Below are 14,493 nucleotides of genomic sequence, written 5' to 3' on the forward strand. Positions count from 1 at the left end.
CCGCTCAGGACGTCGCGACGGCCTCGCCGCCGCGCTCCTGCTTCAGCGCGGGCAGGTAGCCGAGTGCACCGACGATGCTGAACGCTCCCGCCGCGACCATCGCGACGACCGGGCTCGTGACCTGGGCGAGCGGCATGAGCACGAGCAGCCCGAGGCTGTACGCGCCCCCGGCGATCATCGAGTTCATCGACAGCACCATGGCCCTCGTCTCCGAGCCGCTCTGCCGGTGCAGCAGCGCGTTGTGCACCGGGCCGGCGGCGCCATGCGTGAGATAGGCGAGGCCATAGCCGATCAGCAGCCCGACGGGGCCGGCGGCCAGCCCCATGAGCACGACGAACACGCCGTTCACCACCCGCATCGCGATCGCTGCGCCCGCGGTGCCCAGTCGTCTGCGCAGCAGGGACACCGACGAGGATCCGACGGCGAACAGGCCCCACGCGACGGCCGATGCCGGCCCGAACACGGCTGCTGCCGCACTCTCCGTGCCGAGCTGCTCGGCGAGGCGGATGGGAGTCAGCGACTCGAAGGCGATCATCGCGACGCTCCAGAACACCTCCACCGTCACCAGCGCGCGCAGCGCTCCTGAGCGTCTCAGCAGTCGAAGGCCGCCCCTCACTGCGAGCGGTGTCTCGCGCACGGCGAACGCGAGAGTGACGCGTCCCCTGGCCGGCTCGCGCACGAGTGCGGCCACGAGCACTCCGGACACCGCGTACAGCGTGGCCGCGAGGATGAAGGGCAGCACGAGTGCCGACATTCCCTCGATCGGATGCCAGGCGACCAGCCCACCGCCGGCCGCAGCTCCCGCGGCGATCGCGATACCCAGGGCGGCCGCGGCCCTCCCGAGCGGCACGTCCAAGGGCGCGTCGGGATCATCCGCGAGCGCGACGTCGACGAACCAGGCCTCCAGCGGACCGGAGTCCAGCGCGCGGAACACTCCCTGCAACACGAGCGCGAGCGCGAAGACCGCGAACGACTCGGCTGTCAGGAACACGATCGTCGATGCCACGGCGAGCGCGGATGCCGCCAGCAGCAGCGGGCGCCGGCCGATGGCGTCGGCCAGACCGCCGGTGGGCAGCTCCAGCCCGAGCACGACGAAGCCCTGCACCGAGAGCAGCACGCCGATCTCGGCGAGACTCAGGCCGCGCTCGAGTGGCAGCAGCACCGTCATGCCGATGGTGAGACCGACCGGCAGCCACCGCACGACTGAGAGCAGCACGAAGCGCCGCTCGGCCTGGCGCCTGGTGAGGGGTGGCCTGTTCATGCGCTCGGGCGCGGGTCGGACACACCTGCCGGAGGGGCGGGGGTGGTCAGGGACAGCGGCGCTGCGTGTGTCGTGACGTGCAGACGCACCGCGTCGGGGGAACCGGCTCCGACATGCCGATACCGCTCGAAGAGCGCCTCCATCTCGTCTCGCAGCGCCCGCGCCTGTGCCGGCGTCACCTCGACGAAGGTGTCGCTGAGGCCGAGATCGTCGCGCCAGGACTTCGGCCACTGCGGCGCGGCATCCTCCCATCGCTCTGCGCGCTCGACGAACTCGCGCAGGTAGGCACGCTGCAGCCAGCCCACGGCGGCGGCCGCGTCAGGGCGGTCGTCGAAGTCGGAGGGCACCCACGAATGGAATTCGCTGCTGGCCCGCCACTCGCGGCGCCGTCCGACTCCCTCACCGGTGTCGGTGACCAGGCCCACCTCGGCGAGCTGTCGCAGATGGTAGCTCGTCGCACCCGAGTTCGTGTCGAGCAGGCGGGCGAGGTCGGTGGCCGTCGCGGGACCGCCGATGCGCAGCAGCCCAGGGATGCGGGCGCGCATGGGGTGCGCGAGCACCCGAAGCTGGCGTTCATCGAGCCTGATCCCCTGGGGCTCCTTCTCGGTCATGTGCACCAGCGTGGCACGCCGATCGGGTATGCACAAGTCCTTTGCATAGATATTGTGCACACTGTGACGACCGCTGCTGTTCCGCGTCAGTCGTCGTAGCTGAGAGGTGAATTCGAGCAGGCTCGACTCCCACGGCAGCGAGCCGCCGGAGCCCGGCAACGGTTGCCGTCGGCGCGGGTCTTACTCGTCCTGCGCGCCCGCGCCCGCCGAAGGGCCCTCGCGCTCCTGCTTGCGCTTCTCGATCTCCTGCCGCAGACGCCACTCTTCGATCTCGCGATCGAGGTCGGCGATCTGCTCCTCGGTGGTGCGCGTGTCGAGCGGGACGACGGGTGTCACCGGCACCGAGGATCGGGGTCCCGTGGAGGCCGCGCGCGGCGTTCGTCCCAGCGTGATGCCGCCCTCCGGATACACCCGGCCGAGCGCGAACCACAGCACGCTGCCGAGGAGCGGGATGATGATGACGAGGAACAGCCACACGATTCTCGGCAGATAGCGGACCTGCGAATCATCGCGCCGGATGATGTCCACGACGGCGAACACCATCAGTCCGATGATGAGCAGCGTGAACAGGAATGGCATGTTCTCAGGGTAACCGGATCGTCGACTGCGGCGGCGGATCGTTTCTCAGTCGTCACCGGTCGCGATGGGGCGTCCGCGGGTGTTCGACCATGAGCTCCACGACCCGGGGAACACTGTGACGTCGCGGCCGATGATCGCGCCCGCCAGCGCGAACTGCGCTGCGGTGATGCCCGACCCGCAGTAGGCCGCGATCGGGGTTTCGCCGGTGGCGCCGACGGCGTCGAATGCGGCAGCGATGTCGGATGCCGGTGCGAAGCGCCCCTCGGCCGTGACGACCTCGGCGATGGGAAGGTTCCTCGCCCCCGGCACGTGGCCTGCGACCGGGTCGATCGGTTCGCTCTCGCCGCGGTAGCGCTCGGCGGTGCGCACATCGACGAGGACCCCGGTGCCGGGCCAGGCCGCAGCCGCGTCGATGTCGATGATGCCCTCGCCAGCGGGTGAGCCGAGTGCGACGTCGCCGGGTGCGACAGCGACGTCGCCCGTCTCTGACGCACCACCGGCCGCCAGCCACGCGCGCCAGCCGCCGTCGAGCACCCGCACGTCCGCGAGACCGGCACGACGCAGCGCCCACCAGGCGCGGGAGGCGGACGACATCCGCGCATCGTCGTAGATCACCACCGGATCACCGGTTCGGATGCCCCAGCGTCGCGCGGCCTCGGCCAGCGACTCATCGCCGGGAAGCGGATGCCGGCCCTCGTGCAGCTCGCCGTGACGGCTCAGCTCGCCCTCGACGTCGACGAACACGGCACCGGGGATGTGCCCGGCCAGGTACTGTTCACGGCCGTCATCATGGCCGAGACGCCAGCGCGCGTCCAGGACGTGCACCTCGTCGAGGCGGTCGCGCAGCTCGTCGACGGAGATCAGCGGGTTCTCGGATGCACTCGACATGCGCTCACGCTACCGCGCAACACCCCGCACCGGCATCCGTCGCTGGCGCTAACGTGGGGATATGACAGCGCCGATCGATCCCACCACCACTGCCGCCTGGGCCGAGCTCACCGCGATCCGCGACGCGTTCTCCCCCGACCTGCGCGGCTGGTTCGCCGCAGATGCCGGACGCGTCGAGCGCCTGTCGCTGCCGCTCGCCGATCTGCACGTGGATCTGTCGAAGAACCTCGTCACCGATGAGGTCGTAGCATCCCTCGTGCGCCTGGCCGAGCAGACCGGCGTCGCCGAGCGCTACGCCGCCATGCTCGCGGGCGAGCACATCAACACCACAGAGGATCGCGCGGTGCTGCACACCGCGCTGCGGCGCCCGGCCGACGCGTCGCCGGAGCTGGTCGTCGACGGCCAGGACATCGACCACGACGTGCACGAGGTGCTCGATGCTCTGGCAGCGTTCGCCGAGCGCGTCCGCTCGCGCGAGTGGCGCGGCGTGACGGGAAAGAAGGTCACCCACGTCGTCAACATCGGCATCGGCGGCTCGGACCTCGGACCGGTGATGGTCTACGAGGCACTCAAGCCGTATGCGGATGCGGGGATCGAAGCGCGCTTCGTGTCGAACATCGATCCCACGGACATCGCGCAGAAGACCGCGGACCTCGATCCCGAGACGACGCTGTTCATCGTGGCATCCAAGACCTTCACCACGCTCGAGACCCTCACCAACGCGCGCCTCGCGCGCGAATGGCTGTGGGCAGGTCTCGGTGCATCCGGCGTCGTGGATGGCGACGACGAGAGCCGGACGGATGCTGTCGCCCACCACTTCGTCGCTGTCTCGACCGCGCTCGACAAGGTTGCCGAGTTCGGAATCGACCCCGCCAACGCCTTCGGGTTCTGGGACTGGGTCGGCGGACGCTACTCGGTCGACTCGGCGATCGGACTGTCGCTGGCGATCACCCTCGGCCCGGATGCGTTCCGCGAGCTGCTGGCGGGCTTCCACGCCGTCGACGAGCACGTGCGCACCACTGCCCTGGATCGGAATGTGCCGGTGCTGATGGGGCTGCTCAACGTCTGGTACACGAACTTCCTCGATGCGCAGACCCACGCGGTGCTGCCCTACGCCCAGCAGCTGAGCCGCTTCCCCGCGTATCTGCAGCAGCTCACGATGGAGTCGAACGGCAAGTCGGTGCGGTGGGATGGAACGCCCGTCACCACTGAGACCGGCGAGGTGTTCTGGGGCGAGCCCGGCACCAACGGCCAGCACGCCTTCTACCAGCTGATCCACCAGGGCACGCGGTTGATCCCGGCGGACTTCATCGCCTTCGTGAACCCGTCATATCCGCTCAGCGACGACGGTCAGGACGTCCATGCGCTGTTCCTGGCGAACTTCCTCGCTCAGACGAAGGCGCTCGCGTTCGGCAAGACAGCCGAAGAGGTCGAAGTCGAGGGCACGACCGGCGCGCTCGTCGCCGCGCGCACCTTCAGCGGCAATCGCCCGACGACCTCGATCTTCGCGCCTGCACTGACCCCTGCGGTGCTGGGTCAGCTCATCGCGCTGTACGAGCACATCACCTTCACCCAGGGCACGATCTGGGGCATCAACTCGTTCGACCAGTGGGGCGTGGAGCTCGGCAAGCAGCTCGCACTGCAGATCGCGCCCGCGATCGACGGGGACGCGGATGCTGTCGCTGCGCAGGACGCGTCAACCCGGGCACTGCTGGCGTACTACCAGGAGCACCGCAGCTGATCTGCGGCGCTCCTCTGGCTGACGCGTCGGGTGCGACCGGAAGCGCTTCAGGCGCGGCGGTACTGCGCCGTGATCGGGCAGTCGAACGGGTCGCGCGCGGCGAGTCCTACGCGGTTCAGGTAGTCGATGACGATGCGGTAGGAGCGCAGCAGAGTCGTCTCGGTGTACGGGACGTTGTTCGCCGTGCAGTAGTCGCGCACGATCTCGCGCGCTCGTGAGAGGTGCAGTCTCGACATGCTCGGGAACAGGTGGTGCTCCACCTGGTAGTTCAGTCCGCCGAACATCCAGGTCGCCCACCAGCCACCACGGATGTTGCGCGAGGTGCGCACCTGCTTCGAGAAGAAGTCCAGACGCGCCCCGGGGGCGATGATCGGCATCCCCTTGTGGTTGGGAGCGAAGGATGCCCCCATGTAGACGCCGAACACGGCGACCATCACGCCGAAGAAGGCGAAGGCCATCCCGAGAGGCAGCAGCAGGAACAGCGGTACGAGCAGCACGGCGAAGCGCACGGTGATGATGCTGAGCTCGGTCCAGCGTCCCTTGACCTTCTCGCGCGAGAACAGGTGGGCGAAGCTCAGACGGTGCAGGTTCAGGCCCTCGAGCGTCAGCAGCGGGAAGAACAGCCAGCCCTGTCGCTGCGTGATCCAGCGCACCACTCCGCGCGAGCGCGCGGCGTCCTCGTCGAGGAACGAGATCGTGTCGACCTCGATGTCGGGGTCGCTGCCGACCTTGTTCGGGTTGCCATGGTGACGGGTGTGCTTCGAATCCCACCAGGAGTAGCTCATGCCGACGATGCCGGCCAGAATTCTCGCCAGGCGGAAGTTCGCGGGCCCCGAACTGAGGATCTGGCGGTGCGCCGCTTCGTGGGCGAGGAAGGCCACCTGGGTGAACAGGATGCCGAGCGCCGCCGCGATCAGCAGCTGGAACCAGCTGTCGCCGAGAAGGATGAAGCCGGCGATAGCCCCGCCGAAGCCGAGCAGGATCGCCGTGCCGACCAGCGAGTAGAACACCGGAGTGCGGCCCAGCAGACCCGTCTCCTTCACGACGTGCAGGACGTCTTTGTAGGCCCTCGCCATCGGCGGGAACTCCGCGTTCCCGGAATAGGTCTGGCGGATCGCGCCTGCGGTCTCTGTCTTTACGTCTTCGTAGGTGAGAGAGATGATTTTCCCCTGCCGATCGAGAAGCCCTTGAGCCATGGAAGCCAAGGGCATCTGCCGATCGCTGTCTTCAGGCTACGCGGGACGGTATGCGACCGGAGGCATACGTCAAGACGACCGGAAGCCGGTGGATCGACCGATGCGGTGGTCACCGAGAGGTAGCCAGTCAAGGGGGTACCCGGGTTTGCTGTTCGCATCCAGAGTCGACGTGACTTTCGGCGAGGAGTGAGGATGACATGAACGAAGCGATCTCCGGCAGCAACGGATACGGCCGTGGCGGTCGACCTCGACTTGTGCGCAACATCGTGCCCGGTGTCCATCTTCTGCAACACGCGTACGTGAACTGCTATCTCCTTGAGGAGGACGGCGCGCTCACGATCGTCGACACCGCCCACCCGAAGACCTGGCCGGTGCTGGATGCCGCGATCCATGCCATCGGACGAACCCCGGCCGATGTGCGCGCGGTCGTTCTCACCCACGCGCACTTCGACCACCTGGGCTTCGCCCATCGGGCCCAAGACGAATGGAACGTCCCGGTGCACGGGCACGTGAAGGAGCAGTACATCGCCGCGCATCCCTACCGGTACGCGCACGAGAACCCGCGGCTCATCTATCCGATCCGGCATCCGAAGGCGATACCGGCACTGTTCGGGATGCTTCGGGCTGGAGCGCTCGGTGTGCGCGGCATCGTCGGGCTCGTGCCCATCGTGCCCGGCGAGGTCCTCGACGCGCCGGGGCGTCCTCGGGTCGTGTTCACACCCGGCCACACATTCGGGCACTGCGCCCTGCATCTGCCAGACGCCGACGCCGTGTTCAGCGGCGATGCACTCGTAACGTACAACCCCTACACCGGAGCAACCGGACCGCAGATCGTCTCGGGTGCCGCGACCGCCGACAGCCGCCAGGCGCTCTCGTCACTCACCTCTCTCTCCGACACCGGAGCCTCGCTCGTGCTGCCCGGCCACGGCGAGCCGTGGTGGGACGGCGCCGCCTCGGCCGTCGCGGCGGCCCGCGCTGCAGGGCCATCGTGACCGTCGACGGGATGAGCGCACCAGAGCAGGGCGCGAACGAGCCATTGCCGTCGGGCGCGAAAGGCGGACGCAGCGCCTTCTGGGTGATCCTGCTCGTCCTCCTCGGTGGTTATGCTCTCTGGCAGGTCTGGGGTCTTGTGACCACCAAGGACGCGGTGCCGCCGGCGTGGGTGATCACCGTGCCGGCAGACGCAGCGCTTGTCGAAGAACCTCGCATCAGTTACGCGAACTTCAGGGTGACGACATATATGACGATTCGCCCGACCGACGGCCGCACGGCTGCGGATTTGCTTGACGAGATGGGATTGTCTGGGCAACCTACTCAGATCGGTCCCACGCCTTTGGATTGGCGCCCGCTATGGGTGTACGCCAGGCCGGTGCAGGACGGCGTCGAGCTGCGGCTCGTGTACCGACAGGACTTGCACGACGGCCCTGCACCGTAAGCGCGACCCGCTTGGTCAGGCCTCGAGCAACCGATTGATCGCGACAACACTGATAAAGGCCCGGACCCGCAGAAACCTGCGGGCCCGGGCCTCAGATCGCCCCATATGGGGTGAGGAGGAGAGTCAGAAGTCCCAGTCGTCGTCCTCGGTGGCTTCCGCCTTGCCGATGACGTAGGACGAGCCCGAGCCTGAGAAGAAGTCGTGGTTCTCGTCGGAGTTCGGCGACAGAGCCGACAGGATCGCCGGGTTCACGTTCGTGACGGTCGACGGGAACATCGCCTCGTAGCCCAGGTTCATCAGGGCCTTGTTGGCGTTGTAGTGCAGGAACTTCTTGACGTCCTCGGTCAGCCCGACGCCGTCGTAGAGGTCCTGCGTGTACTGCACCTCGTTCTCGTAGAGCTCGTAGAGCAGCGAGAAGGTGTAGTCCTTCAGCTCCTCGCGGCGCTCTGCTGTCTCGGTCTCGAGCCCGCGCTGGTACTTGTAGCCGATGTAATAGCCGTGCACGGCCTCGTCGCGGATGATCAGGCGGATGAGGTCGGCGGTGTTCGTCAGCTTCGCCTTCGACGACCAGTAGATCGGCAGGTAGAAGCCCGAGTAGAACAGGAACGACTCGAGCAGCGTCGAGGCGACCTTGCGCTTGAGCGGGTCGTCGCCACGGTAGTAGTCGACGATGATCTGAGCCTTCTTCTGAAGGTTCTGGTTCTCGACCGACCAGCGGAACGCCTCATCGATCTCCTTCGTCGACGCGAGGGTCGAGAAGATCGAGGAGTAGCTCTTCGCGTGCACCGACTCCATGAAGGCGATGTTGGTGTACACGGCCTCCTCGTGCGGAGTCAGCGCGTCAGGGATCAGCGAGACGGCGCCAACCGTGCCCTGGATGGTGTCCAGCAGAGTGAGGCCGGTGAACACGCGCATCGTCATCAGCTGCTCATCGGGCGTGAGGGTGTTCCACGACTGCACATCGTTCGACAGCGGCACCTTCTCAGGCAGCCAGAAATTGCCGGTCAATCGATTCCAGACCTCGAGGTCCTTATCGTCCTCGATACGGTTCCAGTTGATCGCCTGCACGTGGTCGACCAGCGTGAGCTTCGGAGAGGGAGTCATCTTGCAGTTCCTGTTCTAGAAATCGCGGGTCAGCGGGTCAGAGCGTGCAAGACACGCACGTGTCGAGCTCGGTCCCCTCGAGGGCCATCTGGCGCAGGCGGATGTAGTAGATCGTCTTGATGCCCTTGCGCCAGGCGTAGATCTGCGCCCGGTTGATGTCGCGCGTAGTGGCGGTGTCCTTGAAGAACAGTGTCAGCGACAGGCCCTGGTCGACGTGCTGCGTGGCGGCGGCGTACGTGTCGATGACCTTCTCGTAGCCGATCTCGTACGCGTCCTCGTAGTACTCCAGGTTGTCGTTCGTCATGAACGGCGCCGGATAGTACACGCGACCGAGCTTGCCCTCCTTGCGGATCTCGACCTTCGACGCGATCGGGTGGATCGACGACGTCGAGTTGTTGATGTACGAGATCGAGCCGGTCGGCGGAACCGCCTGCAGGTTCTGGTTGAAGATGCCGTGCTGCTGGATGCTGTCCTTCAGCTCCACCCAATCCTGCTGAGTGGGGATGCTGTGACCGGCGAAGAGCTCCTTGACCTTGTCGGTCTCAGGCGCCCATGCCTGCTCGATGTACTTGTCGAAGAACTCACCCGAGGCGTACTTGGAATCCTCGAAGCCTTCGAACGACTCGCCGCGCTCGATGGCGAGCTTGTTCGACGCCTTCAGCGCGTGGAAGAGCACCGTGTAGAAGTAGATGTTCGTGAAGTCGATGCCCTCTTCCGACCCGTAGAACACCCGCTCGCGCGCCAGGTAGCCGTGCAGGTTCATCTGACCGAGGCCGATCGCGTGGGTGCGGTCGTTGCCGTCCTCGATCGAGCGCACCGAGTTGATGTGGCTCTGCGTGCTGACCGCGGTCAGCGCGCGGATCGCCGTCTCTACCGTCTTGCCCAGGTCATCGGCGTCCATCGCCAGCGCGATGTTCATCGAGCCGAGGTTGCACGAGATGTCCTTGCCGATCTGGTCGTATGACAGATCGGTGTTGTACGTCGTCGGCGTGTTCACCTGCAAGATCTCGCTGCACAGGTTCGACATGTTGATGCGGCCCTTGATCGGGTTGGCCTTGTTCACCGTGTCCTCGAACATGATGTACGGGTAACCCGACTCGAACTGGATCTCGGCGAGAGTCTGGAAGAACTCGCGTGCGTTGATCTTGGTCTTCTTGATGCGCGAGTCGTCCACCATCTCGTGGTACTTCTCGGTCACCGAGATGTCGCCGAACGGCACCCCGTAGACCTTCTCGACGTCGTACGGCGAGAACAGGTACATGTCCTCGCCCTTCTTGGCGAGCTCGAACGTGATGTCCGGCACGACGACGCCCAGAGAGAGCGTCTTGATGCGGATCTTCTCGTCGGCGTTCTCGCGCTTGGTGTCGAGGAAGCGCATGATGTCGGGGTGGTGTGCGTTGAGATACACGGCACCCGCGCCCTGACGTGCGCCAAGCTGATTGGCGTAGCTGAAGCTGTCTTCGAGAAGCTTCATCACGGGGATGATGCCGGAGGACTGGTTCTCGATCTGCTTGATCGGCGCGCCCGACTCGCGGATGTTGCTCAGCAGCAGCGCCACGCCGCCACCGCGCTTGCTCAGCTGCAGCGAGGAGTTGATGCCGCGCGCGATCGACTCCATGTTGTCTTCGATGCGCAGCAGGAAGCAGCTGACGAGCTCGCCGCGCTGCGCCTTGCCCGCGTTGAGGAACGTCGGGGTCGCCGGCTGGAAGCGGCCCGAGATGATCTCGTCGACGAGGTCGATCGCGACCTGCTCGTCGCCCTCGGCGAGCGCGAGAGCGGTCATCACGACGCGGTCCTCGAAGCGCTCGAGGTAGCGCTTGCCGTCGAAGGTCTTCAGCGTGTAGCTGGTGTAGTACTTGAACGCGCCGAGGAAGGTCTCGAAGCGGAACTTCTTCGAGTACGCGAAGTTGTTGAGCTTCTCGATGAACTCGAACGAGTACTGATCCAGGACGGCGCCCTCGTAGTACTCCTTCTCAACCAGGTAGTCCAGGCGCTCCTTGAGCGAATGGAAGAACACCGTGTTCTGGTTGACGTGCTGCAGGAAGTACTCGCGTGCTGCCCGCTTGTCGGCATCGAACTGGATCTTGCCGTTCGCGTCGTACAGGTTCAGCATCGCGTTGAGGGCGTGATAGTCCATGCCCTCGAACGCGGGGTTCGCCTTGAACTCGACTGCGTCTGTCACTGTAGCTTCCACCATCGTTCCAATCCGTCGCTCACGCGATCGACATCGTCCTGCGTGCCGAATACCTCGAACCGATACAAGTGCGGCACGCTGCACTTACGGCTGATGATCTCGCCGGCGAGGCAGAACGCCTCGCCGAAGTTCGTGTTGCCTGCGGAGATCACTCCGCGGATCTGCTGCCGGTTCCGTTCGTCATTGAGGAACCGGATGACCTGCTTGGGGACCGCGCCCTTCTCCTCGCCTCGCCCCTGCCCGCCCCCGTATGTCGGGGTGACGAGGACGAACGGCTCGTCGATGACGAGCGGCTCATCCGCGCGGTACAGCGGGATGCGACGCGAAGGCAGGCCGAGCTTCTCGATGAACCGCGCGGTGTTACCCGAGATGCTCGAGAAGTACACCAGCAGCGGCACCTCTGTGGCGACCGCGCTCATGATCCACCCGCTTCATCCGCGCTCAGACGAGACGAGCTGCGAGCTCGTCGATCTTGTCGGGACGGAAGCCCGACCAGTGCCCCTCGTCGGTGACGACGACGGGTGCCGACATGTACCCGAGAGCCTTGACCTGCTCAAGCGCAGTGGCGTCCTCGGACAGGTCGTGGATCTCGTATTCGATGCCCTTGGCGTCGAGGGCCCGGTAGGTGGCGTTGCACTGAACGCAGGAAGGCTTGGTGTAGACCGTGATCGACATGATGACGACTGAAATCCCCTCTAATCCGATGTTCTCCGACAGACCCCCGCCGGGAGTACCAATACTACATATGGGGACGGACATTGGGGGTGACCACAAGGGATAGTAGTTACATCCGTGTAGTTTTCCACCGTCCTCCCCAGATACAACACAGCTTGTCCACGCTTTCTTCCACAGGCCGAGCCTTCTCGGAAGAGCCTCGGAACCGCGGATTCCTGCGGTTCGCGAGACCCCCTTCGGAATCCATCCACAGGCAGCACGTTAGAGCCGCCCACCGACATCGGATTTCCTGTGGAGAGCGCCCCTCGGCGTGTCGCGGCGTGTCGCGGATATCCTCGACTGGTGGCGGGATATCGGGACATTCTTCGCACGCCCGGTGTGGCGCGGATGATCTTCGCGCAGCTGGTGGCGCGCTTCCCCAACGGGATGATGAGTCTGGCGATCCTGCTGCACGTCGAGCAGCAGACCGGATCGTACGGCGCCGCCGGCGTCGTGCTCGCCGCGGCATCCGTCGGGCAGGCGGTCGCCGGCCCCGTGACCAGCCGCTGGATGGGCGCCTGGGGGATGCGGCGGGTCCTCACCCTCACTCTCGTCGTCTGCGCGAGCGCGGTGCTCGCCTTGGCGCTGCTGCCGCTCGCCCTCCCCGGCTACATCGCATTGGCGCTGATCGCAGGCCTTGCCACCCCTCCTGTGCAGTCGGCCGTGCGCACCATCTACCCGAAGCTCGTGAACTCCGGCCAGCTGACCCCGCTCTTCTCGCTCGACGCCTCGCTGCAGGAGATCATCTGGATCGCCGCCCCTGTCGTGATCACAGTGGTGTCCACGCAGGTGGGCACGATGCACGGCCTCCTGCTGGTGGCGACGATCCTCGTCGTCGGCGGCGCGTGGTTCATCCTGTCTCCCGAGGTCGGCCGGGTGCGCATCCCGCGCAGCCGCCGCGCCTTCGGACGCGTGGTGCTGAAGCCGCCGATCATGCTCGCGACGATCATCGGCTTCCTGCTGATCGGCGCATGCTCCGCCGTCGAGGTCGGCGTGGTCGCGACATTCGGCCACGGCGGGCTCGAGGCCGGCCTCGTCCTGGCAGTGTTCGCGGTGGGCAGCCTCGCGGGCGGACTGGCCTTCGGACACCTGCCGATCGGCCCATGGGCGATGGCCCGACGGCTGCTGATCGTCACCGTGGGCCTCTCACTGACGATGGTGTCCCTGAACCTCTTCTGGATCGGCGGAACGCTGCTCCTGGCCGGCATCGGCATCGCCCCCGCCCTCGCTGTGCTGTTCGCCATCACCACCGCGAGCGTGAAGTTCAGCGAGACCGCCGAGGCCTTCGGATGGGCGGGCACCGGCCAGCTGATCGGCGCGGCCGCCGGGTCCGCCGTCGCGGGCATCCTGATCGACCAGGGCGGCCCCTCAGGCGCCTACCTGGCCGGCGTCATCTTCGCCGTGGCGGGGCTGATCGTCTCGGTCGCGTTCGTACGAGCTTTCCCTGATCTGCGTGACCGCGATCCGTCACCGCACCCCGACACCGAGCCGATCACGACGGCGCGGCTCTGACGCGGTGATCTGGGCTGTCGCACTGATCTGCGCTGACGCGCGCGCCGGGCCAACCCGTCCTACGCTGGAGCCAGGAGGCCCGACATGCCAGAGTTCGATCCGATCCACCACCTGCCCGACGCGCTTCTCGAGCGCATCCGCGAGCGCGCGGCCGTCCACGACCGCGAGAACACCTTCCCGCAGGACGACCTCGACGAGCTGCGCGAGGCCGGATATCTCTCGATCCTCGTCCCTTCCGAGCTCGGCGGCGCCGGACTCGGGCTCGAGCAGGCCGCGATCCTGCAGCAGCGCCTCGCGACGGCATCCCCCGCCACTGCCCTGTCGATCAACATGCACCTGGTGTGGACGGGCGTCGCCAAAGTGTTCAGCGACCGCGGAGTGCCAGGCCTCGAATTCGTGCAGCGCGGCGCGGCCGCGGGCGAGCTGTTCGCCTTCGGCATCAGCGAGGGCGGCAACGACCTGGTGCTGTTCGGGAGCGACACCGATGCCGCACCCCGCCCGGACGGCGGCTACGCCTTCACCGGCACGAAGATCTTCACCTCCCTCGCGCCGGTGTGGACCCAGCTCGGACTGCACGGCCTCGACACGACGAGCGAGGATGCCCCGAAGCTGGTCTTCGCCTTCATCGACCGCACGGATGCCGTCGTCACCAGCGACGACTGGGACACGCTCGGCATGCGCGGGACGCAGAGTCGCACCACCCGTCTGAACGGCGCCATCGCGAAGCCGGAGCACGTCGTGCGGCGCATCGACCCCGGGCCCAATCCCGACCCGGTCGTGTTCGGCATCTTCAGCGTGTTCGAGATCCTGCTGGCCTCGGTCTATACGGGCATCGCCCGCCGCGGTCTCGAGCTGGCGGTCGCGGCGGCGCGGAAGCGCACCTCGAAGAAGAGCGGCAAGACGTACAGCCAGGATCCGGACATCCGCTGGCGGATCGCCGAGATGGCCCTCGCCTACGACGCGCTGCCGCCGCAGATCGCCTCCCTCGCCCGCGACGTCGATGAGCGCGCCGACCACGGCGTGCGCTGGTTCACCCTGCTGTCGGGAGTGAAGCACCGCGCGGTCGTGATGGCCAAGCAGGTCGTCGATGAGGCGATGCTGGTCGCCGGCGGGGGCTCGTACTTCTCCTCGAACGAGCTGTCGCGACTGTACCGCGATGTGCTGGCCGGGATGTTCCATCCTTCCGACCCCGAGTCCGCGCACGCCACGACGGCGAGCGCGTGGCTCGGTCCGATCGAGAGCTGATCCAGACAGCCGG

At 66.5% G+C, this 14,493-nt stretch carries 14 protein-coding genes; 5 read left to right on the forward strand and 9 right to left on the reverse strand.

Going from position 1 to position 14,493, the window contains the following annotated elements; all coding sequences use genetic code 11:
- Nucleotides 1–4: 4 nt before the first annotated feature.
- The 4 genes from ACQUSX_RS15115 to ACQUSX_RS15130 form a co-directional block, all read right to left on the reverse strand.
- Nucleotides 5–1,261, reverse strand: coding sequence for an MFS transporter (locus tag ACQUSX_RS15115; protein WP_428907676.1), 1,257 nt, complete (start codon nt 1,259–1,261; stop codon nt 5–7).
- Nucleotides 1,258–1,872 carry a winged helix-turn-helix domain-containing protein gene (locus tag ACQUSX_RS15120; RefSeq protein ID WP_428907675.1) on the reverse strand — a complete coding sequence of 205 codons (615 nt, stop codon included), beginning with the start codon at nt 1,870–1,872 and terminating at the stop codon, nt 1,258–1,260. Before ACQUSX_RS15120 ends, ACQUSX_RS15115 begins: the two co-directional genes overlap by 4 nt.
- A gap of 180 nt (nt 1,873–2,052) precedes the next feature.
- A complete protein-coding gene (locus ACQUSX_RS15125; RefSeq protein ID WP_428907674.1) occupies nt 2,053–2,451 on the reverse strand; it encodes a PLDc N-terminal domain-containing protein in 399 nt (132 codons plus the stop codon).
- A gap of 45 nt (nt 2,452–2,496) precedes the next feature.
- Entirely contained in the window at nt 2,497–3,339 is an 843-nt protein-coding gene (locus ACQUSX_RS15130; protein ID WP_428907673.1) for a sulfurtransferase, read from the reverse strand.
- Nucleotides 3,340–3,400: 61 nt separating this feature from the next.
- Between ACQUSX_RS15130 and pgi the strand changes: the two genes are divergently transcribed.
- Nucleotides 3,401–5,080 carry a glucose-6-phosphate isomerase gene (pgi, locus tag ACQUSX_RS15135; RefSeq protein ID WP_428907672.1) on the forward strand — a complete coding sequence of 560 codons (1,680 nt, stop codon included), beginning with the start codon at nt 3,401–3,403 and terminating at the stop codon, nt 5,078–5,080.
- Nucleotides 5,081–5,127: 47 nt separating this feature from the next.
- Here the strand turns inward: pgi and ACQUSX_RS15140 are convergent, their stop codons facing one another.
- On the reverse strand, nt 5,128–6,291 hold the full coding sequence (locus ACQUSX_RS15140; RefSeq protein ID WP_428907671.1) for a fatty acid desaturase family protein: 1,164 nt from the start codon (nt 6,289–6,291) through the stop codon (nt 5,128–5,130).
- A gap of 182 nt (nt 6,292–6,473) precedes the next feature.
- Here ACQUSX_RS15140 and ACQUSX_RS15145 point away from each other — a divergent pair, with 182 nt between their 5' ends.
- Together ACQUSX_RS15145 and ACQUSX_RS15150 are read left to right on the forward strand one after the other, a co-directional pair.
- Complete coding sequence (locus tag ACQUSX_RS15145; RefSeq protein ID WP_428907670.1) at nt 6,474–7,268, forward strand: MBL fold metallo-hydrolase; 795 nt, start codon at nt 6,474–6,476, stop codon at nt 7,266–7,268.
- Between the two features lie 11 nt (nt 7,269–7,279).
- Nucleotides 7,280–7,711 (forward strand): hypothetical protein, encoded by a 432-nt coding sequence (locus tag ACQUSX_RS15150; RefSeq protein WP_428907669.1) that lies wholly within the window; start codon nt 7,280–7,282, stop codon nt 7,709–7,711.
- 123 nt (nt 7,712–7,834) lie between these two features.
- Here the strand turns inward: ACQUSX_RS15150 and nrdF are convergent, their stop codons facing one another.
- The 4 genes from nrdF to nrdH are packed head-to-tail and all read right to left on the reverse strand — an operon-like array spanning nt 7,835 to nt 11,684.
- Nucleotides 7,835–8,815 carry a class 1b ribonucleoside-diphosphate reductase subunit beta gene (gene nrdF, locus ACQUSX_RS15155; protein ID WP_337332150.1) on the reverse strand — a complete coding sequence of 327 codons (981 nt, stop codon included), beginning with the start codon at nt 8,813–8,815 and terminating at the stop codon, nt 7,835–7,837.
- Nucleotides 8,816–8,852: 37 nt separating this feature from the next.
- Nucleotides 8,853–11,012 (reverse strand): class 1b ribonucleoside-diphosphate reductase subunit alpha, encoded by a 2,160-nt coding sequence (nrdE, locus tag ACQUSX_RS15160; RefSeq protein WP_428907668.1) that lies wholly within the window; start codon nt 11,010–11,012, stop codon nt 8,853–8,855.
- The gene (gene nrdI, locus ACQUSX_RS15165; RefSeq protein WP_428907667.1) at nt 10,994–11,428 is read right to left on the reverse strand and encodes a class Ib ribonucleoside-diphosphate reductase assembly flavoprotein NrdI; all 435 of its coding nucleotides are present in this window, start codon (nt 11,426–11,428) and stop codon (nt 10,994–10,996) included. Before nrdI ends, nrdE begins: the two co-directional genes overlap by 19 nt.
- A gap of 22 nt (nt 11,429–11,450) precedes the next feature.
- On the reverse strand, nt 11,451–11,684 hold the full coding sequence (gene nrdH / locus ACQUSX_RS15170) for a glutaredoxin-like protein NrdH (RefSeq protein WP_428907666.1): 234 nt from the start codon (nt 11,682–11,684) through the stop codon (nt 11,451–11,453).
- Between the two features lie 342 nt (nt 11,685–12,026).
- Here nrdH and ACQUSX_RS15175 point away from each other — a divergent pair, with 342 nt between their 5' ends.
- Both ACQUSX_RS15175 and ACQUSX_RS15180 read left to right on the forward strand, forming a co-directional pair.
- Nucleotides 12,027–13,235, forward strand: a complete 1,209-nt coding sequence (locus tag ACQUSX_RS15175) for an MFS transporter (RefSeq protein ID WP_428907665.1) — start codon at nt 12,027–12,029, stop codon at nt 13,233–13,235.
- Between the two features lie 84 nt (nt 13,236–13,319).
- The gene (locus tag ACQUSX_RS15180) at nt 13,320–14,480 is read left to right on the forward strand and encodes an acyl-CoA dehydrogenase family protein (protein ID WP_428907664.1); all 1,161 of its coding nucleotides are present in this window, start codon (nt 13,320–13,322) and stop codon (nt 14,478–14,480) included.
- The last annotated feature ends 13 nt before the right edge of the window (nt 14,481–14,493 follow it).

This window comes from Microbacterium alcoholitolerans (assembly GCF_050408615.1).
Classification (GTDB): Bacteria; Actinomycetota; Actinomycetes; order Actinomycetales; family Microbacteriaceae; genus Microbacterium.

Coding starts and splice junctions, on each gene's coding strand:
- ACQUSX_RS15115 (WP_428907676.1), bottom strand. CDS start 1,261: ATGAACAGGCCACCCCTCACCAGGCGCCAGGCCGAGCGGCGCTTCGTG.
- ACQUSX_RS15120 (WP_428907675.1), bottom strand. CDS start 1,872: ATGACCGAGAAGGAGCCCCAGGGGATCAGGCTCGATGAACGCCAGCTT.
- ACQUSX_RS15125 (WP_428907674.1), bottom strand. CDS start 2,451: ATGCCATTCCTGTTCACGCTGCTCATCATCGGACTGATGGTGTTCGCC.
- ACQUSX_RS15130 (WP_428907673.1), bottom strand. CDS start 3,339: ATGTCGAGTGCATCCGAGAACCCGCTGATCTCCGTCGACGAGCTGCGC.
- pgi (WP_428907672.1), top strand. CDS start 3,401: ATGACAGCGCCGATCGATCCCACCACCACTGCCGCCTGGGCCGAGCTC.
- ACQUSX_RS15140 (WP_428907671.1), bottom strand. CDS start 6,291: ATGCCCTTGGCTTCCATGGCTCAAGGGCTTCTCGATCGGCAGGGGAAA.
- ACQUSX_RS15145 (WP_428907670.1), top strand. CDS start 6,474: ATGAACGAAGCGATCTCCGGCAGCAACGGATACGGCCGTGGCGGTCGA.
- ACQUSX_RS15150 (WP_428907669.1), top strand. CDS start 7,280: ATGAGCGCACCAGAGCAGGGCGCGAACGAGCCATTGCCGTCGGGCGCG.
- nrdF (WP_337332150.1), bottom strand. CDS start 8,815: ATGACTCCCTCTCCGAAGCTCACGCTGGTCGACCACGTGCAGGCGATC.
- nrdE (WP_428907668.1), bottom strand. CDS start 11,012: ATGGTGGAAGCTACAGTGACAGACGCAGTCGAGTTCAAGGCGAACCCC.
- nrdI (WP_428907667.1), bottom strand. CDS start 11,428: ATGAGCGCGGTCGCCACAGAGGTGCCGCTGCTGGTGTACTTCTCGAGC.
- nrdH (WP_428907666.1), bottom strand. CDS start 11,684: ATGTCGATCACGGTCTACACCAAGCCTTCCTGCGTTCAGTGCAACGCC.
- ACQUSX_RS15180 (WP_428907664.1), top strand. CDS start 13,320: ATGCCAGAGTTCGATCCGATCCACCACCTGCCCGACGCGCTTCTCGAG.